The sequence below is a fragment of the Ralstonia insidiosa genome (assembly GCF_008801405.1).
GTDB lineage: Bacteria > Pseudomonadota > Gammaproteobacteria > Burkholderiales > Burkholderiaceae > Ralstonia > Ralstonia insidiosa.
Window position 1 is genome coordinate 2,532,974 of sequence record NZ_VZPV01000001.1, and the last position, 22,813, is coordinate 2,555,786.

17 protein-coding genes are annotated in these 22,813 nt (G+C 64.2%); 3 read left to right on the top strand and 14 right to left on the bottom strand.

Annotation, left to right across the window (positions count from 1 at the left end; translation table 11 throughout):
- Positions 1-68 precede the first annotated feature (68 nt).
- The 4 genes from ntrC to F7R11_RS12045 form a co-directional block, all read right to left on the bottom strand.
- The gene (gene ntrC, locus F7R11_RS12030) at positions 69-1,577 is read right to left on the bottom strand and encodes a nitrogen regulation protein NR(I) (protein ID WP_064806346.1); all 1,509 of its coding nucleotides are present in this window, start codon (positions 1,575-1,577) and stop codon (positions 69-71) included.
- Positions 1,578-1,645: 68 nt separating this feature from the next.
- Positions 1,646-2,845, bottom strand: a complete 1,200-nt coding sequence (glnL, locus tag F7R11_RS12035) for a nitrogen regulation protein NR(II) (protein ID WP_021194226.1) — start codon at positions 2,843-2,845, stop codon at positions 1,646-1,648.
- 7 nt (positions 2,846-2,852) lie between these two features.
- Positions 2,853-3,374: a hypothetical protein gene (locus tag F7R11_RS12040; protein ID WP_064803781.1), complete on the bottom strand. Its 522-nt coding sequence runs from the start codon at positions 3,372-3,374 to the stop codon at positions 2,853-2,855.
- 173 nt (positions 3,375-3,547) lie between these two features.
- Positions 3,548-4,963, bottom strand: coding sequence for a 3-hydroxylaminophenol mutase (locus tag F7R11_RS12045; RefSeq protein ID WP_021194224.1), 1,416 nt, complete (start codon positions 4,961-4,963; stop codon positions 3,548-3,550).
- 453 nt (positions 4,964-5,416) lie between these two features.
- On the opposite strand from F7R11_RS12045, the gene F7R11_RS12050 reads away from it, so the two are divergent.
- Positions 5,417-5,893: a rhodanese-like domain-containing protein gene (locus F7R11_RS12050; protein ID WP_064803784.1), complete on the top strand. Its 477-nt coding sequence runs from the start codon at positions 5,417-5,419 to the stop codon at positions 5,891-5,893.
- A 34-nt stretch (positions 5,894-5,927) separates the two neighbouring features.
- Here the strand turns inward: F7R11_RS12050 and F7R11_RS12055 are convergent, their stop codons facing one another.
- The 6 genes from F7R11_RS12055 to hrpA all read right to left on the bottom strand — a co-directional run bounded on the left by F7R11_RS12055 (position 5,928) and on the right by hrpA (position 14,646).
- Positions 5,928-6,746 (bottom strand): competence/damage-inducible protein A, encoded by an 819-nt coding sequence (locus F7R11_RS12055; protein ID WP_064803786.1) that lies wholly within the window; start codon positions 6,744-6,746, stop codon positions 5,928-5,930.
- 11 nt (positions 6,747-6,757) lie between these two features.
- Positions 6,758-7,615 (bottom strand): EI24 domain-containing protein, encoded by an 858-nt coding sequence (locus F7R11_RS12060; RefSeq protein ID WP_064803789.1) that lies wholly within the window; start codon positions 7,613-7,615, stop codon positions 6,758-6,760.
- Between the two features lie 87 nt (positions 7,616-7,702).
- On the bottom strand, positions 7,703-8,677 hold the full coding sequence (locus tag F7R11_RS12065) for a sterol desaturase family protein (RefSeq protein ID WP_064803791.1): 975 nt from the start codon (positions 8,675-8,677) through the stop codon (positions 7,703-7,705).
- 9 nt (positions 8,678-8,686) lie between these two features.
- Positions 8,687-9,508, bottom strand: coding sequence for a polysaccharide deacetylase family protein (locus tag F7R11_RS12070; protein WP_064806348.1), 822 nt, complete (start codon positions 9,506-9,508; stop codon positions 8,687-8,689).
- 12 nt (positions 9,509-9,520) lie between these two features.
- On the bottom strand, positions 9,521-10,516 hold the full coding sequence (locus tag F7R11_RS12075) for a YVTN family beta-propeller repeat protein (RefSeq protein WP_021194218.1): 996 nt from the start codon (positions 10,514-10,516) through the stop codon (positions 9,521-9,523).
- Positions 10,517-10,632: 116 nt separating this feature from the next.
- The gene (gene hrpA, locus F7R11_RS12080) at positions 10,633-14,646 is read right to left on the bottom strand and encodes an ATP-dependent RNA helicase HrpA (RefSeq protein WP_064803793.1); all 4,014 of its coding nucleotides are present in this window, start codon (positions 14,644-14,646) and stop codon (positions 10,633-10,635) included.
- A gap of 114 nt (positions 14,647-14,760) precedes the next feature.
- Here hrpA and argA point away from each other — a divergent pair, with 114 nt between their 5' ends.
- Entirely contained in the window at positions 14,761-16,116 is a 1,356-nt protein-coding gene (gene argA / locus F7R11_RS12085; protein WP_231973231.1) for an amino-acid N-acetyltransferase, read from the top strand.
- A gap of 107 nt (positions 16,117-16,223) precedes the next feature.
- Positions 16,224-16,499, top strand: coding sequence for an oxidative damage protection protein (locus F7R11_RS12090; RefSeq protein WP_021194215.1), 276 nt, complete (start codon positions 16,224-16,226; stop codon positions 16,497-16,499).
- Between the two features lie 85 nt (positions 16,500-16,584).
- On the opposite strand, the gene F7R11_RS12095 is transcribed toward F7R11_RS12090, so the two are convergent.
- The 4 genes from F7R11_RS12095 to preA all read right to left on the bottom strand — a co-directional run bounded on the left by F7R11_RS12095 (position 16,585) and on the right by preA (position 22,799).
- The gene (locus F7R11_RS12095) at positions 16,585-18,129 is read right to left on the bottom strand and encodes a methyl-accepting chemotaxis protein (protein ID WP_064803797.1); all 1,545 of its coding nucleotides are present in this window, start codon (positions 18,127-18,129) and stop codon (positions 16,585-16,587) included.
- A gap of 242 nt (positions 18,130-18,371) precedes the next feature.
- Positions 18,372-19,850, bottom strand: coding sequence for a dihydropyrimidinase (gene hydA / locus F7R11_RS12100; protein WP_064803799.1), 1,479 nt, complete (start codon positions 19,848-19,850; stop codon positions 18,372-18,374).
- Between the two features lie 46 nt (positions 19,851-19,896).
- Complete coding sequence (locus F7R11_RS12105; RefSeq protein WP_064803801.1) at positions 19,897-21,396, bottom strand: NCS1 family nucleobase:cation symporter-1; 1,500 nt, start codon at positions 21,394-21,396, stop codon at positions 19,897-19,899.
- Positions 21,397-21,482: 86 nt separating this feature from the next.
- Positions 21,483-22,799 carry an NAD-dependent dihydropyrimidine dehydrogenase subunit PreA gene (gene preA, locus F7R11_RS12110; RefSeq protein WP_064803804.1) on the bottom strand — a complete coding sequence of 439 codons (1,317 nt, stop codon included), beginning with the start codon at positions 22,797-22,799 and terminating at the stop codon, positions 21,483-21,485.
- Positions 22,800-22,813: the final 14 nt, after the last annotated feature.

The following is a 22,813-nucleotide window of genomic DNA, read 5'->3' on the forward strand; positions in this document are numbered from 1 at the left end:
GGAAATCCGCCCAATCCCAATCGCCAAGCTCGACGATATTCGGTGGGGCCGGCTGCGCCGACGTTGCGTCAGTCGAAGCCCAGCTCCTGCAATTTGCGCGTGATCGTGTTGCGGCCGATGCCCAGGCGCGTTGCGGCTTCCACGCGACGCCCGCGTGTCACGCCAAGTGCGGCTTCGAGGATCGCCTTTTCGAAGCGGCGCGTGAGCGCGTCCATCACATCCGGCTGACCGGCTTCGAGCATGGCCTTGGCCTCGCCCGCGAGCGCGCGTTCCCAGCCTGCGGAGGCCGATGCGCCTGCAGCAGTCGTCGCCAGCGTGTCGCTCGACAGCCCAGCGCCATACGGCTCACCGCCATACGAAGGTTCCCCGACAAACACCGGCCGTACCGCTCCAGCATCGGCGGCAGCAGGCAGCGCCTGCGCGCTACCCCGTACCAGGTCGTACGGCAGATCCTTGATCTCGATGGTCTGCGCCGGCGCCATCACGGTCAGCCAGTTGCAGAGGTTTTCGAGCTGGCGCACGTTGCCCGGGAACGGCAGCGTGGCAACGTGTGCCAGCGCGTCGTCCGACATCCGCTTGGGCTCAACACCCAGTTCCTTGGCGCTCTTCTGCAGGAAGTGGCGTGCCAGCAGCGTGATGTCTTCCGGGCGCTCACGCAGCGCCGGCAGGCGCAGGCGGATCACGTTCAGGCGGTGGAACAAATCCTCGCGGAACAGGCCGTCCTTGACCCGCGTTTCCAGGTTCTGGTGCGTGGCAGCAATGACGCGCACGTTGGCCTTGAGCGGGTTGTGGCCGCCCACGCGATAGAAGTGCCCGTCCGACAGCACGCGCAACAGGCGCGTCTGCAGATCGAACGGCATATCGCCGATTTCATCGAGGAACAGCGTACCGCCCTCAGCCTGTTCAAAGCGGCCGCGGCGCATGGTCTGCGCGCCGGTGAAGGCGCCGCGCTCATGACCGAACAACTCCGATTCGAGCAGGTCTTTCGGGATTGCCGCCGTGTTCAGCGCGATGAACGGGCCGCTCGCACGCGGACTGTGCTTGTGCAGCGCGCGGGCCACCAGTTCCTTACCCGTGCCCGATTCACCGGTAATCAGCACCGTCACGTTCGACTGCGACAGGCGGCCAATCGCGCGGAACACGTCCTGCATGGCCGGCGCCTGGCCGAGAATCTCAGGCGCATCGCTCAGGCGATCGTCGATCTCCTCTTCACGCAGGCTTTCTTCCAGCGCGCGACGGATCAACTCGACTGCGCGATCCACGTCGAACGGCTTGGCGAGGTATTCGAAGGCACCGCCCTGGAATGCCGCCACGGCGCTGTCCAGGTCGGAATACGCGGTCATGATGATGACCGGCAGCCCCGGATGCTTGGCCTTGATGGCCTGCAGCAGGTCCAGCCCCGAACCGCCCGGCATGCGCACATCGGAAATCAGCACTTGCGGCGTTTCTTCATCCAGCGCATTGAGCGCATCGCGCGCGTTGGTGAAACTGCGCGACAGCAGGCTCTCGCGTGCCAGCGCTTTTTCAAGGACCCAGCGGATGGATTGATCGTCGTCGACTATCCAGATTGGCTTCATGTGTTGGTTCGTCTGCTTGACTTCGTCTTTGCCTGGGTCCTTGTACGCTGCGTGCGCCAAATACAGCGTCAGTGCAGCGGCACAAGAATGCGGAAATCGGTCTGTCCCGGCCTGCTCTCGCACTCGATCAGACCGTCATGCTGTTGCACGAAGGTCTGCGCGAGTGTCAGGCCCAGCCCGCTCCCCCCCTCCCGTCCGGACACCAGCGGGAAGAAGATGCGTTCACGGATGTCGTCCGGAATCCCAGGACCGTTGTCCACTACATGCAAGTCCAATGCCAGCTTGTAAAGACGTTTTGCAATCGTGACTTGTCGTGCAACACGTGTGCGCAACACGATCTCGCCGTCACCTTGTGCAATGCGATGCGCCAACGCGTGCGCCGCGTTGTGAACGATGTTGAGCACGGCCTGGATGAGCTGCTCCTTGTCGCCACGGAACTCGGGCAGGCTGGCGTCGTAGTCGCGCACGATGCGCAAACCCTGCGGAAACTCAGCCAGCACCACAGAGCGCACGCGTTCGAGCACCTCGTGGATGTTCACGTCACCCACGATGTGCGGATGCCGGTGCGGCTCCAGCAGACGGTCCACCAGCGTCTGTAGCCGGTCGGACTCCTTGATGATGACCTGGGTGTACTCGCGCAGTGAACGCTCGGGCAGTTCGAACTCCAGCAACTGCGCAGCGCCGCGAATCCCGCCAAGCGGGTTCTTGATCTCATGCGCGAGGTTGCGGATCAGCTCCTTGTTGGCGGCGGTCAGGTCCAGCAGGCGCTCTTCGCGCTCGCTGCGGATCTTCTGCTCATTGGGCATCAACTCCAGCAGCACGGAACCCGGCGCAAAGTCGATAGCACCCACCACCGCATGCGCGTGCAACGGCTCATGACCCAGCCTGTCGAGCGAGACATCGCGCCGCTTGGCATCGAACTGGCGGACCGCCACGGTGGCGATCATCTCGGCCAGCTCGGACGGCTCAGCAAACAGCTCATGCAGCGACATCCCCACCAGTTGCCGGCGGGACACGGCCAGTACGGCTTCTGCGGCGGGGTTGGCGTAGAAAATCGTCAGCGCCGGATGGCGGACGAAGAGGATGGGATTGGGCACCGCATCGAGCCCGGGGTACGACGGCGGTGCACCATGAGAAAACGGAATGGGCGGCGGACCATCAATGCTGCCGCCGTCGGAAATATCTTGGCGCGCGGGGACTGACGGCGCGGGGGGCGTCGTCTGTTCCTGGTCATCGCGGCGTGCCGCTTTGCGGATCAGTCGACGCATCACTCGGTTACTCCTTGAGGTTGCCCAACTCCCGGCGGATGGAATCGACATTGGCCTGGCTGCGCTCGATGTCGCTCTTCAACTGCGCGGTGCGGTCGAGATACTTCTGATAGTTACGTTCATTGCCCTGGCGCTCGGGCTGGCCGTTGTTGTATTCGGCCTTCAACGCCTGGAGCTTGCGCTCCTCGTCTGCCAACTCTGTTTCCAGCACCTGGCGGCGTTCACCGTCACGCGCTTTCTGCGTGGCGCTGTCCACACGCGGGAAGCCACCACTTGCATTACTCTGCGCCGGCGCCGCTGCAGCCCCTGCACTGCGCGGGCTGCGCGTACCAGGCACGGTCACCACATCGGGCAGCGTCAGCTTCTTGCAGCCCTTCGTGTTGCCGCTGTTGCGGTATTCCGGCACGCCGTTCGGGCCGCTGCACAGGTAGACATCGTCCGCGTGCGCGGGCACCTGCACGGACAACGCAGCAAACGCTGCAACGGCGGAAAGCAGTCCGGATGCAATGCGTGAAGAAGGACGGAGCATGAAATGGAACCTGGCGAAACGTCGATCGGGCGCCGGAATCCGGCGGACGATCATTCTAGCCACAAAATTCCGCCCCGCAAAAAAGGAAGGGCGACCTACGCCGCCCCTCCCCTCACAACCGTCCGCTTTACAGCCGATCTTCGCCCCGACACATCGATCGGGGCGCTCGCGCATTACAGCGAGTAGTACATGTCGAACTCGATCGGGTGCGTGGTCATACGGAAGCGCGTGACCTCTTCCATCTTCAGCTCGATGTAGGCGTCGATCATCGAGTTGGAGAACACGCCACCGCGGGTCAGGAACTCGCGATCCTTGTCCAGGTGCTCCAGAGCCGAATCCAGGCTTGCGCACACGGTCGGGATCTTTGCATCCTCTTCCGGCGGCAGGTCGTACAGGTTCTTGTCGGCAGCTTCGCCCGGGTGGATCTTGTTCTGCACGCCGTCCAGACCAGCCATCAGCAGGGCCGAGAAGCCCAGGTACGGGTTCATCAGCGGATCCGGGAAACGCGTTTCGATACGGCGGCCCTTCGGGTTCGCAACGTACGGAATGCGGATCGAAGCCGAACGGTTACGTGCCGAGTAGGCCAGCTTGACCGGAGCCTCGAAGCCCGGCACCAGACGCTTGTACGAGTTCGTACCCGGGTTGGTGATGGCGTTCAGCGCGCGAGCATGCTTGATGATGCCGCCGATGTAGTACAGCGCGAATTCCGACAGGCCGGCGTAGCCGTTGCCTGCGAACAGGTTCTGGCCGTCCTTCCACACCGACTGGTGAACGTGCATGCCCGAACCGTTGTCGCCCACGACCGGCTTCGGCATGAACGTGGCCGTCTTGCCGTAGGTGTGCGCGACGTTCTGGATCACGTACTTTTGCAGTTGGGTCCAGTCGGCGCGTTGCACCAGCGTGCTGAACTTCGTGCCGATTTCGTTCTGGCCTTGGCCAGCCACTTCGTGGTGGTGCACTTCAACCGGAATGCCCAGCGATTCGAGAATCAGGCACATTTCCGAGCGCATGTCTTGGAACGTGTCGATCGGGGCAACCGGGAAGTAGCCGCCCTTCTTGCCCGGACGATGGCCCGAGTTGCCGTGTTCGAATTCCTTGCCCGACGACCACGGGGCTTCTTCGGATTGAATCTTCACGAAGCAGCCTTGCATGTCGACGTTCCAGGTCACGCCGTCGAAAATGAAGAATTCGGGTTCCGGACCGAAGTAGGCGGTGTCGCCCAGGCCGGTGCTCTTCAGGTAGGCTTCAGCGCGCTTGGCGATCGAGCGCGGGTCGCGGTCGTAGCCCTTGCCGTCCGACGGCTCGACCACGTCGCAGGTCAGCACCAGGGTCGGCTCTTCGTAGAACGGGTCGACGTGGGCTGTGTTTGCATCCGGCACCAGCAGCATGTCCGACGCTTCGATGCCCTTCCAGCCGGCGATCGACGAACCGTCGAATGCGTGGCCGCTTTCGAACTTGTCTTCGTCGAAATGCGAGACGGGAACCGAGACGTGCTGCTCTTTACCCTTGGTATCGGTGAAACGGAAATCGACGAACTTGACGTCGTTTTCCTTCACGAGCTTCATCACGTCTGCAATGCTTTGGGACATGCCATTCTCCTGGTAGCGCAATAACGCAAAGTATTGTGAGCCGGTTGTGTGACGGATCGCTGCGATCGCCCTCACCCCCGAAACATCTTCTTCTCGCCAGGGACGTCCGGCACCGCCAAACGCCCTGGAAAAGACCGCGGGAATATTAGCAGAAAGCATGCCAGTGTCACCCCGATGACGGGCATGTGCTCCCGCAAATAGTGCAGCACCGCGCCAGCCCATGCCTGACACGGTGCGACGGCATCAAGACGCCGGTGCAGACAGCTTGGTCGGAATCGGCCACACAAGAGCCCCGCTGTTCAGGCAGGATAGCCAACGCACAGCCATGGTGCACGAAAACCAGAGCGGCACCACTTAAGTGCGCACCAACGGCCTTCGCACCGTTCCGGTGAATTCCACCCGCATCATGTGACGGCAACGCTAGAATGGTTGCTTTCCCTTTCGCCGATTGCCATGACTGCCACCACACTCACCCGCGAGTCCCTGCTGGAAGCGGCCTCTGCCCGCCGCGAGGCCGACCAGCTCCAGTACTTCGGCGCCCTGTCGCCGCAAGAAGCTGCCGCCCTGCTGGCGGCCGATCCGCAAGCCCATCTGGTGGACGTGCGCACACGCGCTGAACTGGACTGGGTTGGTACCCCGGACGTGGCGCCCGATCAGTTCACACACGTGGAGTGGAACCAGTACCCGGGCGGCGTGCGCAACGCGAACTTCCTCAGCGCGCTGGAAGCGGCCGTGCCGAAGGACGTGCCGGTGCTGTTCCTGTGCCGAAGCGCAGCGCGCTCCAAGCATGCCGCCGTAGCGGCCGCACAGGCCGGCTACACGCTGGCGATGGATGTGTTGGAAGGTTTCGAGGGCGCCAAGGACAGCGAAGGCCATCGCAAGACGGTGGAAGGCTGGTGCTTCCGCGGCTTGCCGTGGCACGGCGCATAACGACACAGCGCGCCGCCCACGGAATTCAAGGCAATCAGGACGCCGCTGCGGCGTCCGCCTCAATGATCTCGCCGCCCAGCGCCAGCGCGCCTTCGCGCAGCACCACATAGGCGCGCGCTACGGCCTCGGGTGAACCCTTCACCCCTAGGTCGATGTGCGAGCGGGCATAGCGCTCGCCGCGCGCTGCATCGCCAACGCTGGGCAGGCTGAACACCTTCACGCCATCGAACTCGGCCTCGATGCGCTCCATCAGCGGCGTCAGCCTCGACTCCGGCAAGCCAAACACCAGGAACGAGCGCTCCTCGCGCGGCGCGCGGTGGAATTGATCGCCGTAGTAGGTGTCGAGCACCCACTCCATCATCGGCCACGCCATCACCGGAAAGCCCGGCATGAAGTGATGATGCGCCACCGAGAAGCCTGGGATGCGGTTGTAGCTGTTCGGAATGATGCGCGCACCCTGCGGGAACTCGCCCATCTTGAAACGGTGCTGGTTCTCGGGCGTGGTGAGATCGGCCTTGACCGGGTCACCAGCAGCCGTGTCGGCAATGCGCTGCGCAATCAGCTCACGCGCCTCAGGATGCAATTCCAGCGGCACGCCCAGCGCGGCGGCAGCACATTGGCGTGTGTGGTCATCAGGCGTGGCGCCGATGCCGCCGGTGCAAAACACCACGTCATCGCTGGCGAACGTGCGCTTGAGCACGCTGGTGATGCGCGCCGGCTGGTCGCCGACATACTCGGCCCACTCCAGCGCCAGACCGCGCTCGCCCAGTACTTCGATCAGCTTGCGCAGGTGCTTGTCTTCGCGGCGGCCGGAGAGGATCTCGTCGCCGATGATGATCATGCCGAAAGCCATGTCAGTCCTTGTTATTCGCGGGGCAGTTCAATGCTCCGCACGTCGATGACGCTCGCCTCGACCATGCGTGCGGGTGGCGCCTCGGCGCGCAAGCGTGTGAGCGCACGCAGGCAGAAATGCCCAAACCACAGCGCCGAGAAGATGAAGATCAGCACGTACAGCCAGATGACGGCAATCGCAATGATCGGGAACAGCACGATCGTCACCACCGACGACACCCACAGCAGCGTGGGCGCCGAGCCCAGCATGCCGACTGCAATGCCGATGCCCAGCAGCGGCAACCGGTAGCGCTGCATGATCGCCCGGCGCTCTTCAGGCGTGGCGTGATCGGCCAGCGCGTCGTAGGTCATCAGGCGGTAAGTCAGCCAGCCCCACAGCAATGGGGGGATCAATGCGAAGAACGGCGGAATCAGCCAAAGCGGCAGCGTGACGATCGCCACCAGGATGAACACCAGCGTGCACAGCAGCGCATGCATCACGCTGCCCACCACCGAACCGCCCTTGCGACGCTCCAACTGCGGGTAGCTGCGATCCAGAAAACGCATGACCGGCGGCACCGCCGTCACGCTCACAAAAACGAGGATCGACACGACGATCACCGGCACCAGCAGTGTGATGACCAGCAGCGGCGCGATGGCCGACCACAAACCCGACATGCCGATGGCGCCCAGACCGCTCTTGATCCAGCCCATAAACGCCCAGCTTTCCACGGCGCCCCGCGCCATGCCGTTCATCGCATCCCAGCCGAAGTACAGGACGGCGCCCCACACCACGATGGCAACCACAAACGGCAGCACGGTCAGGAACAACATGCGCGGATGCAGTTGGGAGAGCAGCGCGCGGCCAAACGAGCGAATCAGATCGTTCATGCAGGAGTCGGAAAATCAGGGAGCGGACAGCCTAGCACAGCAGGCCGACATGCTGCCGGCATCGCCTCAGGTCACGCAGAGTGCCCCTCAGGCGCGGCCAATCAGACGCTTGAAGCCCAGCCATTGCTGGCGCAGCACGCCGCGTCCGTAGTCGCGCGAACGGCCTTGCGGCGCGGGCAGCTGATCGCGGATGCCGGTGGCGTGATAGTCCGGCGAGAAGATGGCGGTGCCAAACAGCATGTCCCACCACGGGAACAGCACACCGAAGTTACAGCCACCCAGCACGCCCGGTTTGCCCGGCACCTCGTGCCCGAGGCCGATGGCGTGGTGCAACCGGTGAAAGCGCGGCGAGATCAGCAGCCGCCCACCCAGCCAGCCGAAGTGCAGCCGCACATTGGCGTGCTGCAAGCTTTGCAGCAATTGCGAGACAGCAACCAGCAGCACGTACTGCGACGGCTCAACCCCGATGGCCAGTGCGGCGATGGCGAACACCGCACCGCGCAGCACATCGTCGAGGATGTGGTTACGGTCATCCGACCACATCGTCATCTGCTGCTGGCTGTGGTGCAGCGAATGCAGGTTCCACCACCAGTGGAACTTGTGCGACAGGCGGTGGTACCAGTAGTCGAGCAGGTCGAACAGCACCAGGTAGATCAGAAAGCTGACGATGGCGACAGACGTGACGCCCGGCCACCAGTCTTCAACGTTCAGGTGTGCCCAGCCCCAGAAGCGCAGCTTGCCGTCCAGGTCGTCGATCAGCGGCTGCAGCGTGAAGAACATCAGCAGCGGGAAGAAACCGAGCCGATGGAACAACGTGTAGAAGATGTCCGAGCGCACGGCCTTTCGGTCATGCATCGGCTCCACCGGGCGCCAGCGCTCCAGCGGCCGCAGAACCAGCAGCAACACGGCGATCTGCACCAGCCCCATCAACAGCCATTCAGTGCCGGGGTACGCATCTTCAACGTAGCCACCGAGGCCAATCGCATAGGTGAGCGGCATCACGATGTGCTGAAACAGCACATCCTGCGCTTGCGTGAAGGTGTCGGAAATCCAGTCGAACATGGCGAACACTCAACGGGCTGCCGGGTGAGCGGCAAACCAGGCCTTGTACTGCGGGTGATCGCGCAGCGTGGCGAAGCAGAAACCCTTGCGCTCCAGGCCCGTGATCAGCGGCTCCAGGTCAGCTGGCGCCCACGGGTCCTTGCGCGACCAGATGCCCAGGTGCGCCATGGTGATGTCGCCATCGCGCAGGTTGGACAGCGCCTTTTGCAGCAGCGCGTCGTTCGGATAGCGCTCGGACGGCAATTCGTCGCCGAGGAAACCGGCGGGCGCCCAAGCCACGTGGGCAAAACCGCACTGCTTGGCCCAGCCTTCGGTGGTGGCCGACAGATGCCCGCCCGGCGCACGCCACAGCGGGTCCATCGGCTGGCCAGTCATGGCCTTGAAGCGTTCGGCGCTGCGCTTGAGTTCCGAGCAGAATTCGGGCTCGCCCCAGACGACGTTGCGGCCGCCCTGCTCGCCGAACTGCGGGCGGAAGCGGACTTTTCCGGCGCCAGCTTCGCCCTTGTAGTAGACGTGATCGAAGGTGTGCGTGCCGAAAGCGTGGCCGTCGGCCGCCAGCGATTTCCAGTACGGCGCCCAACCATCGTCCAGCGTGCTGTCGCCATTGATCGTCTTCTCATTGGCGAGGAAGAACGTGGCGTGGATGCGATGGCGGCGCAGCGTGTCGGCAATCAACTGCGCCTGACTCATGCTGCCGGTATCGAACGTCAGGTAGACGGTGCCCTTGCAGGCGCCGGCATTCACGCCGCCAGGCGCTGCCATGGCTAGCGCACACAGCCCCAGGGCTGCCGTAGCGGCCACCGTGCGAAGTATCGACAGACCCGTTTTCATGGCCGCCATGCGTTAGATAAGTGGAGCGCGCGAACGGAAGTAGATGCCGTGCGGCGAGCGCCCGACCTTGATCTTGTCCACCACCGTACGGCTTGCCACATCGACGATGGCCACCGTCTTGGCCCAGCGGCAGGTCACCCAGAGCTGCTTGCCGTCGGCGGTCAACTCCATATCGTCCGGACCGGGCGGCAGGCCAGTGATGTCGCCCACCTTGGTCAGCGTTTGCTGGTCGATGATGCTGATCGTGCCCGACACGCGGTTCGACAGGAACAGATGGCGCTTGTCGCCCAGCGCGCGGAAGTTGTGCGCGCCCTTGCCGGTCGGGATGCGTTTGACGCTGGTGCGGGTATGCCAGTCGATCACCTCAACGTAATCGGCGCCCGTCATACCAACCAGCAGGTATTTTTGATCCGTCGTGACCCACACGCCGGCCGGCGCGGAGCCGATGGTCATGCGCCACATCACGGTCTGCGTGGGCAGATCGATGGCCATCACCTCGTTGGAATCCTGCACGGTGATGAACGCGATCTTGCTGTCGGCGGTAAAGGCAATGTGGCTCGGCGTCTTGGCGGCCGGAATTTGCTTGGCGATGGTGAGCGCGTGACCGTCCCAACGATAGATATCAACGCGGTCCAGACGGTTGCCGGTGGTCAGGAACCACTTCTGGTCAGGCGAGAAGCCGATCTGGTACGGGTCATCAATGCGGGGCACGCGCTGTTGAATCTTGCCCGTGACCGGATCAAGGAACACCAGATCGTTGCCGACGGCGTTGGCGACAATCAGCGACTTTTCATCGGGCGTGGCAATCAGGTGGTGCGGCTCCTTGCCGACCGGGAAGGTCTCCAGCACCTTGCGGGTGTCCTTGTCGATCAGTGAGACGCTGGCGTCGCCCGAGTTGAGCACAGTGACGACTTCAGCACGCGCCGCATGCGCTGCCATCAGGGCAGCGGCCGACAGAACGAGTGTGGAGAACCAACGGGAGGCAAACGAGGCGCGCGAGGCAGACATAGCGAGAAGATTCAGCAACTTAGCCAGCCATTTTAACGCCCGCTGTTATGGCGTCGCTGACACAAATCAAAAAAAGAAAGTGGGAACTTTCCCAGCGCCCAGCAATGCACGGCGGGCTACCGCTGCATCGATTCCCATACTTTCTGCAACCGTTTGACCGACATCGGCACCGGTGTGCGCAACTCCTGCGCAAACAGGGCGATGCGCAACTCCTCCAGCATCCAGCGGAATTCCTCCATGCGCGGGTCGCTGCCACCCTGCCCTTGCACGCGCAATGCTTTCTCGGCGCGCTGATATTGCTGGATCAGCGGCGCCATCTCCTGCATGCGCTGCGCGTCGCGCGCCGGGTCGGCCTTGAGCTTGTCGATGCGCAAGGCGATGCCTTTCAGGTAACGCGGGAAGTGCGTCAACTGCGCATACGGCGTCGCCTCGATAAAGCGCTTGTGCATCAGCGTCTTAAGCTGCGCGTCGATATCCGCAGCGGCGGCAGCAAATGGCTTGGCGATCTGCAGCTTGCGCGGCAGTTGCGCGTATTCGGCCAGGATGGCGCCGACCAGCCGGGCAATCTCCTGCGCCAGCAGCGTCAGGCGAGCACGGCTTTCGTCCTTGCGGGCGCCGAAGCTGGCGTCGTCGGTGGGCAGCGGGTCTTGCAGGCAGGCGCGCTCCAACGTGGCGTCCAGAATCTGGTCGCGCAGTTCGTCCTGCGTGCCCAGGTTCATGAACTGGATCGCCATCTGCGACAGGCCGGGGATGTTCTTTTCCAGGTACTTCAGCGGCTCGCGTAGCTGGATCGCGAACAACCGGCGCAGGCCCAGCCGATGGATGCGCGTGGCCTCGGCCGGGTCATCGAAGACTTCCACATCGCAGTGGTCGCCCGCATCCACGAGGGCCGGATAGCCGAACAGCGTCTGGTTGCCTTTGCGGATTTCCAGCAGCTCGGGCAGTTCGCCGAAATTCCATGTCGTGAGACCGGAATACAGCGCCGCATTGGACGGCGCCTCGCCCTTGCCACTGCCCTTTGCGCTCTTGTTCGGCTTGGCGTTCTCTTGCGCACCGAGGACCGCCGCGTCTTTTGCGGCGATCGACTGGAACGTCTGCTGCGCACGTCCACCAAGTTCTGCACGCAGCTGGGCCAGGTTGCGGCCCATGTCGAGCTGGCGACCGTGCTCGTCGATCACCTTGAAGTTCATGAAGTGATGCGCGGGCAGCGTCTCAAGCTTGAAGTCGGCACGCTTGAGCATGATGCCGGTCTGCTCACGCACGTCGGCGATCAGGCGGTCGAGCAAGTCGCCATCGCCCAGCTTCACCCGCGACACGAAGCCCGCCGCGTAATCCGGCAGCGGCACGCAATGGCGGCGCAGCTTCTGCGGCAGGCTCTTGAGCAGCAGATGTACCTTCTCCTTGAGCATGCCGGGCACCAACCATTCGGCGCGCTGCGCGGGCACTTGGTTGAGCGCGTACAGCGGAACCGTGAGCGTCACGCCATCGCGCGGGCTGCCGGGCTCGAAGTGGTACGTCAGGGCCATATCGATGCCGGCAATCGGCAGCACCTTCGGGAACAGGTCCGTCGTGATGCCGGCCGCTTCGTGCCGCATCAGGTCATCGCGATTCAGGTACAGCAGCTTCTGGCCGGCTTTGCCACTGGCGCTGGCGGCCTCGGCATACCAGCGCTCGAACGACACGGTGTTGTAGATGTCGGCCGGAATCTGGCTGTCGTAGAACGCGTAGATCAACTCGTCGTCCACGAGCACATCTTGCCGGCGGGACTTGTGTTCGAGGTTTTCAATCTCGCGCACCAGGCGCTGGTTGTGCGTAAAGAACGGCAGGCGCGTCTCAAACTCGCCGTCGACCAGCGCCCGGCGGATGAACATTTCGCGCGCTTCCTTCGGCTGCATCGGCCCGAAGTGCACGCGGCGCTGCTGGTAGATCGGCAGGCCGTACAGCGTGCCGCGCTCGAAGGCCATCACCTGGCCGGCCTTCTTCTCCCAGTGCGGGTCGCTCCACGACACCTTCAGCAGATGTGCGCCGACCTTCTCGACCCATTCCGGCTCGATGCGCGCGAGCGTGCGGCCGAACAGACGGCTGGTCTCGATCAGCTCGCCGCCCACGACCCACTTGCCCGCCTTGCGCGCGATGACCGAGCCCGGCCACAGGAAGAACTTGATGCCGCGTGCACCGAGGTATTCGCGGCCCTTGCCATCGGCCTCCTCAATGCGCACGCCGATGTTGCCGAGCAACCCCGTCAGCAGCGCCAGATGCAACTGCTCGTAGGTCGGATCGGTTTCGTTGAGCTTCCAACCCTGCTCTGCAACCGTGGTATGCAGTTGCGAATACACATCACGCCACTCGCGCAGCCGCACGTGCGACAGGAAGTGCGAGCGGCACTGGTCCTGCAGCTGCTTGTTCGACTTCTTGTGCGCGACGGCCTCTTCAAACCACTTCCACAGCTTCACCCAGCCGAGGAATTCAGATTTCTCGTCGGCAAACAAACGGTGCGCTTGGTCGGCCTGCTGCTGGAGTTCCTGCGGGCGCTCGCGCGGGTCTTGCACGGACAACGCACTCGCGATGATGAGCATTTCGCGCAGGCACTGGTGGTCGCGCCCGGCCAGGATCATGCGCGCCACACGCGGGTCCAGCGGCAGGCGGGCGACCTGTTTGCCCAGCGGGGTCAGCGCATTCTCGTCGTCGACGGCGCCGAGCTCCTGCAAAAGCTGGTAGCCGTCAGCAATCGCTCGGCCCAGCGGCGGCTCGATGAAGGGGAATTGCTCAACATCCGTCAGCCGCAGCGCCTTCATGCGCAAGATGACCGACGCCAGCGACGAACGCAGAATTTCCGGATCGGTAAAACGCGGCCGCGCGATGAAATCCGATTCCTCGTACAAGCGGATGCACACGCCATCCGCCACCCGGCCGCAACGGCCCGCGCGCTGGTTGGCGGCGGCCTGCGACACCGGCTCGATCTGCAGTTGCTCGACCTTGTTGCGATACGAATAGCGCTTGACGCGCGCCAGCCCCGTATCGACCACGTAGCGAATGCCCGGCACCGTGAGCGAGGTCTCGGCCACGTTGGTCGCCAGCACGATGCGACGCGCATTGGATGGCCGGAACACGCGCTCCTGTTCTTGCACGGACAAGCGCGCAAACAACGGCAGGATCTCGGTATGCGCCGGATGGTGCTTGCGCAACGCCTCGGCGGCTTCACGAATCTCTCGCTCGCCCGGCAGGAAGATCAGCACATCGCCGGAGCCCTCGCGGGCGAGTTCGTCCACCGCATCGACGAGCGCCTCGTAGAGATCGCGCTCCTTGTCCTTCTCGTCGCGCTGAACCGGGCGATAGCGCACCTCCACCGGATACAACCGGCCGCTGACCTCGATGACTGGCGCAGGACCCTTCGGCCCCGCAAAGTGCTCGGCAAAGCGCTGCGCATCGATCGTCGCCGAGGTGATGATCACCTTCAGGTCGGGCCGGCGCGGCAGGAGCTGCTTGAGGTAGCCGATCAGGAAGTCGATGTTGAGGCTGCGCTCGTGCGCCTCGTCGATGATGATCGTGTCGTAGGCGCGCAGCAGCGGATCGTTCTGCGTTTCGGCCAGCAGGATGCCGTCGGTCATCAGCTTGACCGACGCGCCGGCCGACAGCGCATCGTTAAAGCGCACCTGATAGCCCACGTGTTCGCCCACCGGCGTGCCGATCTCCTGCGCGATGCGCTTGGCCGTCGATGTGGCGGCAATCCGGCGCGGTTGCGTATGGCCGATCAACCCGGTACCGCCCGCCCCGATACCCCGCCCGATCGACAGGCAGATCTTCGGCAACTGCGTGGTCTTGCCCGAGCCGGTTTCGCCCGAGACGATCACCACCTGGTTGGCGGTGATGGCCTCAGCAATCTCGTCGCGGCGGGCCGAAACCGGCAGCGCCTCAGGAAACGTGATTGGCGGGACGCGGTTGGCGCGTGCGCGACGGGCTTCCAGCGCGGCGGCGAGCTCTTCCGGCGTCGGTTTCGGGCGGCGCTGAGGACGACCATTTCCACCACTGCCAGCGCCGGGCCTGCGCTCGGGCGATGGGGTGTCTTTCGGCGATTTCGGGGAGGGTGCCGCCGGGCGTGGCCGGGACGGCTGGGCATGGGAATCTGACATCGGGCGGGATTATAATCCGCGCATCTTTCCTCGCGCCGGCCCGCGCCCCGTGCCGTTTTCCCTCCTCCGCCCGTGACCGCTCGTTCCTCCGCCCCCGCCCCCGGTGTTTCGCTGGTGGCGCACACGCCTGCCCCCGTCGACGTCGCCCCGATTCCGCCCACCGCCGAGCAGCGGCAGTTCGTCGATTGGCTGCGCGAGGTGGCACCGTACATCCATGCCTTCCGCGACAAGACCTTCGTGATCGGCTTTGGTGGCGAGCTGGTCAAGGCCGACATGCTCGGCTGGCTGGTCAACGACCTCGCCCTGCTGCACGCCATGGGCATGCGCATCGTGCTGGTGCACGGCTCGCGCCCGCAGGTGGAAGAACAGCTCGCGCTGCGCAACGTGCAAACCCAGTTCGTGGATGGCGTGCGGGTGACGGACGCCGCCGCGCTGGAATCCGCCAAGGAAGCCTCGGGCGAATTGCGCCTGGATATCGAAGCCGCCTTCAGCCAGGGCTTGCCCAACACGCCGATGGCGGGCGCACGCATGTCGGTCGTGTCGGGCAACTTTGTGACGGCGCGGCCGGTTGGCATCGTCAATGGCGTGGATTTCCAGCATACGGGGCTGGTGCGCAAGATCGATGCGGAGTCGATCCAGCATTCGCTGGCCAACCGCAAGATCGTGCTGCTCTCGCCGCTGGGCTTCTCGCCCACGGGGCAGGCGTTCAACCTGTCGATGGAAGACGTGGCCGCCAACACCGCCACGGCGCTCAAGGCCGACAAGCTGATCTTCATCACCGAGCTGCCGGGCATCATGGACCGCGTGGGCAAGCTGCAGCAGGACCTGTCGATGGAAACGGCCATCGAGCGCCTGCGCGACGGCAGCCTGTCGCACGACACAGCCTATTACTTGCAGCACATCGTCAAGGCCATGCGTGGCGGCGTGCGCCGGGCACATGTGATCCCGTTTGCGCTGGACGGCAGCATCCTGCTGGAGCTGTTCCTGCACGACGGCGTGGGCACCATGGTGTCGCACACCGATCTGGAATACCTGCGCGAAGCCACGCTGGACGACGTGGGCGGCATCGTCTCGCTGATCGAACCGTTGGAAGCCGACGGCACGCTGGTGCCGCGCGAGCGCCGGCTGCTGGAGCGCGACATTGCCAACTTCTCGGTCATCGAGCACGACGGCATCATCTTTGGCTGCGTGGCGCTGTATCCGTACCCGAAGGACGGCATGGCCGAAATGGCCTGCCTGATCGTCTCCCCCGACAGCCAGGGCACCGGCGACGGCGAACGCCTGCTCAAGCACACCGAAGTTCGCGCCCGCGCGTTGGGGCTCAAGCGGTTGTTCGTGCTCACCACGCGGACGGAGCACTGGTTCCTCAAGCGTGGCTTTGTGCGCGCCAGCGTGGATGATCTGCCGGAAGACCGCCGCAAGCTGTACAACTGGCAACGGCGTTCGATGGTGCTGATGAAGAAGCTGTAAATCCCCGGCCGCCGTCGTGGAATCCGAGCCCGGCGGCGTGCGGCCTTTACAATACCGGCACCTGCGCCGCGCTAGAGCGGCGCTTCCGCCACACAAGAGGAATCCCCATGGCCCGCATGGTCCACTGCATCAAGCTCGACAAAGAAGCCGAAGGCCTCGACTTCCCGCCCCTGCCCGGCGAACTGGGCAAGAAGATCTGGCAAAGCGTCTCAAAGGAAGCCTGGGCCGGCTGGCTCAAGCACCAGACCATGCTGATCAACGAAAACCGCCTGAACATGGCGGATACGCGTGCGCGCCAGTACCTGCTCAAGCAGACCGAGAAGTACTTCTTTGGTGAAGGCGCCGACCAGGCTTCGGGCTACGTGCCGCCGCCGTCGGCCTGATCTGCCAACCCCAGCAAAAAAGCCGTTCAGCGCAAACTGAACGGCTTTTTTGCTTCTGGGTTGCTTCTGGGCGCTCGCCCGACGCTTAGGCCAGTACGGCAGCCCCGTCCAGCTTGAAGATCGCCACGGCGCGGCGCAGCGCATCAGCCTGATCCGCCATGGCTTGCGCGGCGGCTGACGCCTCCTCCACCAGCGCGGCGTTCTGCTGCGTCACCTCCTCGATCTGCCCAACGGCGATGTTCACCTGCTCGATACCGGTGCTCTGCTCCGCCGAGGCCGAGGAGATTTCCGTCACGATCTGCGTCACGCGGTGCACGGAGGTGACGATGTCGTCGATGATGCCGCCGGCTTCCTGCACCAGCCTCGCTCCCGCCTCCACGCGCTCGGTCGATTGACCGATCAGTCCCTTGATCTCCTTGGCCGCCGACGCACTGCGTTGCGCCAGCGTACGCACCTCGCCTGCCACCACGGCAAAGCCGCGGCCCTGCTCGCCGGCGCGCGCGGCTTCCACTGCTGCATTCAGCGCCAGGATGTTGGTCTGGAACGCAATGCTGTCGATCACGCCGATGATCTCACCGACCTTGCTGGAGCTCTCCGAGATGCCCTGCATGGTCTGCACCACATCGCTCATCACCTGACCGCCACGCGCAGCCGTATCCGACGCGTGCCCGGCCAGCTTGGAGGCCTGCACCGCGCTCTCCGAATTGCGACGCACGGTGGAAGTCAGCTCACCCATGTTGGCAGCGGTCTCCTCCAGCGAGGCCGCCTGCTCTTCCGTACGCGATGACAGGTTCAGGTTGCCCGAAGCAATCTGCGAGCTGGCGGAAGCCACGCCCTCGGCGTTGTGGCGCACTTCGCTCACCACCTTGGCGAGGCTGCGCTGCATATCCTTGAGCGCGGTGAGCAACTGGCCGATTTCGTCCGTGCCGTGCGCCTCAAACTGCTGGGCCAGATCGCCATGCGAGACGGCGCTCGCAACATCCACCGCACGCGACAGCGGCCGCGTGATCGAGCGGCTGAACAGAAACGCGCCGCCCAACCCCAAGCCGAATGCCGCCAGCATCAGCACCACGCTGACCACCAGTGCAGTGTGCGCAGCCTCGGCAGTCTTGGCTGACACGACTTTGCTCTCTGCGGCAATCTCCCTGGCGGCCTCATCGAGCAAACGTGCCGGCTCGCGGTCCACGCCGGCCACAACCTTGTCGCCCACCGTCGGATCAAACGACGCTGCCACGAACATGTCGTGGCCCTTGCGATAGCCCTTGCCCATCTCTGCGTGCGCCGCTGCAAATTGGGTGATCAGGTCGCGGCTCTTGCCGGCCGGCAGCGACGCCTGCAGCGCCTTCGCCTGGTCGGCCACGGTCTGTTCACGCTGAAGGAAAGCGCCCCAGTATTTGTCCAGCTTGTTCGGGTCTTCACCGCGCAGCAGGGTGTCCTTCCACTCCTGCACCTGCGTCTTGAAGGTGACGAGCATATTCGTCACCGCACGTTCGTCAGCCACGCGCGCCTGCACGGTCGTGTTGTATTCGACGATGGAGTGATTGAGGGACGCAATGCCGTAGATGGCCCCGGCAAACATCAACAGCAATGCGGCGGCAAAGGCCAGGGGGAGTTTGAGAGCAAGTTTCATCGTGTTCCGGGTAAGACGACTGCGCAGGCAACATCGCGTGCATCCTGTTCTTGTCATGCGCGCAATGCGGGCGGCGTCTGAGCCACCGCGTCCGTCTTATCGGCCACTTGACGCGCTACTTAATGCTGTTTTTAGCAACATGCACATCGCAAACGCTCAACCGCTGTGAATGTGATTTTCCTGCCGCACAAAAAAAGACCGCCCAAGCAGTGAGCGGTCTTTGCCTTGGCATATGCAGCGCACTACTTTGCGGTCGACAACACCTCCGTAGCGCGATCCACCGCATGCGGCGTGCGGCGCGCATTGGCAAGGCGGATGGCGTCGTAATACGCCGCCGCCGGCGGACGCTTCAGGTACTGCCCCGCGCCGCGCACGGCACGCAGGTCGCCATTGGCCCAGGCCAGCGCGCCCCGTGTGAGCGTATGGGTGGCCACGCCGCGCACCGTCATCCCTTCGAAGATGTTGAAGTCCACCTTCTGGTGATGCGTCTTCACGGAAATCGTCTTGGTGCCCGCCGGGTCCCACACCACCAGATCGGCATCCGCACCGGGCTGCACTGCGCCCTTGCGCGGATACAGGTTGAAGATCTGCGCAGCGTTGGTCGAGGTAATGCGCACAAACTCGTTGGGCGTGATGCGGCCCGCGTTGACGCCGTGATGCCACAGGATGGACAGGCGGTCCTCAATGCCGCCGCAGCCGTTCGGGATCTTGGTGAAGTCCTCTCGGCCCATCGCTTTTTGCGAAGCGCAGAACGTGCAATGGTCCGTGCCAGTGGTGTGCAGTTGGCCGGCCTGCAGCCCACGCCACAGCGCCTCACGATGCTCGGCCGAGCGAAACGGCGGGCTCATGACATGGGCGGCGGCACGCGTCCAATCCGGGTCGCGGTACACCGCTTCGTCGATCACCAGATGGCCCGGCAGTACCTCGCCGAACACACGCAGGCCTTCGTTGCGCGCGCGGGCAATCACGTCCACCGCATCCTTGGCCGACACATGCACGATGTACACCGGCACGCCCAGCACCTGGGCGATGCGGATGGCGCGGTTGGCCGCCTCGCCCTCCACCTCGGGCGGGCGCGACAGCGGATGCGCCTCCGGCCCCGTGATGCCGCGCGCAAGCAACTGGCGCTGGAGCTGGAAGACGAGTTCGCCGTTTTCCGCGTGCACGGTGGGCAACGCGCCCAGTTCGAGCGAGCGCGAGAAGCTGTTCACCAGGATCTCGTCGTCGGCCATGATCGCGTTCTTGTAGGCCATGAAGTGCTTGAAGCTGGAGACGCCGTGCTCGTGCACGAGCGTTCCCATATCGCGATGCACGGACTCGTCCCACCATGTCACAGCAACGTGGAAGCCGTAGTCGGCGGCGGCCTTCTCGGCCCAGCCGCGCCATTCGCGAAAGGCGTCCATCAGCGGCTGGCGCGGGCTGGGGATCACGAAGTCGATGATGCTGGTGGTGCCGCCTGCCAGACCCGCCGCCGTGCCGGTAAAGAAATCGTCGCTGGCCGTGGTGCCCATGAAGGGCAGCTCCATGTGCGTGTGCGGGTCGATGCCGCCGGGCATGACGTATTGCCCGTGCGCATCAATGACCGTGGCGCCGGCCGGCGCGTCGATCTGCGCCGCCACCTGCAGGATGGTGCCGCCACTCTCTGGGCTGGCGCAGAGCACGTCGGCACGCCAGGTGCGGTCTGCATCGATGACCGTGCCGCCACGGATCAAGGTCGTCATGTCGCTGTCTCCTTGTGGGTTGTATGGGTGCGCAGTTGGATGAAGTTCAGGCACTCGCCACACTGGCGCTCGGGCTGCCGCGCAGCTTCATCCACGCGCTGTAAACCAGCGCCGCCAGCACGAGGCCAACGAACCACGCGTACGTGTAGAGCGTATTGAAGAACGCCGGCACGTTCGGGAACGCGCTCGGAAACGCGGTATGCAGAAAACCCGGCAGGTTAGGCAGCACGCCCACAGCCAGCGCGACGACCGCGCCGAGGTTCCAGCCGCCGGTGTAGGTGTATTCACCGTGCTCATCGAACAGCTCGCGCGCGTTCAGGCGCGTGCCGCGGATGAGGAAGTAGTCGACCATCATGATGCCGGCCACCGGCCCCAGCAGCGCGGAATAGCCCACCAGCCACGTGAAGATGTAGCCCTCCGACGTGGCCAGAATCTTCCACGGCATCATCACGATGGCGATGGTGGCCGTGATCAGCCCGCCCGTCTTGTACGAAATGCCCTTGGGCCACAGGCTGGAAAAATCGTATGCGGGCCCGACTAGGTTCGCTGCCAGGTTGCAGCACATGGTGTCCAGCGTGAGGATGATGAGCGCAACGCCCACGCCGATGCCGGTCATGCGGCTGGTCAGGTCGATCGGGTCCCAGATGGCCTTGCCGTAGATGACCACGGTGGCCGACGTGACCACCACCGAGATGACCGACAGCAGCGCCATCGGAATCGGCAAGCCGATCGACTGGCCGATGATCTGGTCGCGCTGCGATTTGGCAAAGCGCGTGAAGTCCGGAATGTTCAGCGCCAGCGTCGCCCAGAAGCCCACCATGGCCGTGAGGCTCGGCCAGAACGTTGCCCAGAACTGGCCGGCCTTCTTGCCGCCGGCCACGAACTGCGACGGTGTGGAGAGCATCGAGCCCGCACCACCGGCCTTGGACGTGGCCCACCACACCAGCACGATGCACATCACGATCTTGATGGGGGCGGACCAGCTTTCCAGCCAGCGGATCGAATCGGTACCGTGCAGGATGAAGTAAAGCTGCAGCGCCCAGAACAACAGAAAGCACGCAAGCTGCCCGCCTGAGATGTCGAGAAACGGTAGCGGCGCGCCGTGCAGTGCATTGCCCGTCAGGATGTTGGCCAACGTATAGATGGCACTGCCGCCCAGCCACGTCTGGATGCCATACCAGCCGCACGCAACGATGGCGCGCAGCAGCGCCGGCAGCTTCGCCCCCTGCGTACCGAACGATGTGCGCACCAGCACCGCATATGGAATCCCATGCTTAGCGCCCGCGTGGCCGATCAACAGCATCGGCACCAGCACGATGGCGTTGCCCAGCAGCACCGTCGCCACCGCCTGCCACGGCGACATGCCCTGCTCCGTCAACCCCGCGGCCAGCATGTACGAGGCGATGTTCATCACCATGCCGACCCACAGTGCCGCAAAGTGGTACCACTTCCACGTGCGCTGGGCCACACCGGTGGGCGCCAGATCGTCGTTGTAAAGACTGCTGCCGGCCGCGAGTGGATCGGCGGAGTGCGCTGCCTGCTTCATTGAAAGACCTCCACGGGTTGATGGCGCGCTCTGCGGCGCGCGTCAGGCTCATTTGTAGGAATCAAAACCGGTCAGCACAAGCAGGATCACGCTGCCTTGGCCGCAGGCGCAGGCTCTGTGGCACCGACGTCGGGCGCGCTTGCCACCACGCGCGCCGGGTTGTTCGGATGCGTGGTCCAGTTGGCGTAGTCGCCCGCGTCCACACGCTCCATCGTGATGCATTGCTCGACGGGGCAGACATGCATGCATAAATTGCACCCGACGCATTCGGCGTCGATCACCTCGAAGTGGCGCTTGCCCTCTTTCTCGCGCGTGATGGCCTGGTGCGACGTGTCTTCGCAGGCGATATGGCACAGGCCGCATTGGATGCAGCGATCCTGGTCGATGCGCGCCTTGATGTCGTACTTCAGGTTCAGGTACTTCCAGTCCGTCACATTGGGCACGGCGCGGCCCCGGATGTCGTCCAGCGTGGCGTAGCCCTTCTCGTCCATCCAGTTGGCCAAGCCGTCGGCCATGTCCTGCACGATGCGAAAACCGTAATGCATGGCCGCCGTGCACACCTGCACGCTGCCCGCGCCGAGCACGATGAACTCCGCCGCATCGCGCCAGTTGGAAATACCGCCGATACCCGAGATCGGCAGATTGGGCGTCTGCGTATCGCGGGCGATCTCGGCCACCATGTTCAGCGCGATCGGCTTGACGGCGGGGCCGCAGTAGCCGCCGTGGGTGCCTTTGCCGTCCACGGTGGGCATCGGCGCCATCTGGTCCAGGTCGACCGCCACGATGGAGTTGATCGTGTTGATGAGCGACACGCCATCTGCCCCGCCCTTATAGGCCGCACGCGAGCCCAAACGGATGTCGGTGATGTTGGGCGTGAGCTTCACCAGGCACGGCAGCTTGGTGGTCTCTTTCACCCAGCGGGTCACCATCTCCACATACTCCGGCACTTGGCCGACCGCCGCGCCCATGCCCCGCTCGCTCATGCCGTGCGGGCAGCCGAAATTGAGCTCGACCGCATCGGCACCGGTGTCTTCCACCATCGGCAGGATCCACTTCCAGTCGCTCTCATTGCACGGCACCATCAGCGAGACAATCAGCGCACGATCCGGCCAGTCGCGCTTGACTTGCGCAATCTCTCGCAGGTTCACATCCAGCGGACGATCGGTGATCAGCTCGATGTTGTTCAGCCCCGCGATACGCTGGCCATTCCATTGCACCGCGCCGTAGCGCGAGCTGACGTTGACCACATGCGGGTCAAGCCCCAACGTCTTCCACACCACCCCGCCCCAGCCCGCTTCAAACGCGCGGTTCACGTTGTAGGCCTTGTCGGTGGGCGGCGCGGAAGCCAGCCAGAAGGGGTTCGGCGATTTAATGCCGGCAATCGTGCAGCGCAAGTCAGCCATGTTCGGCTCCGTGG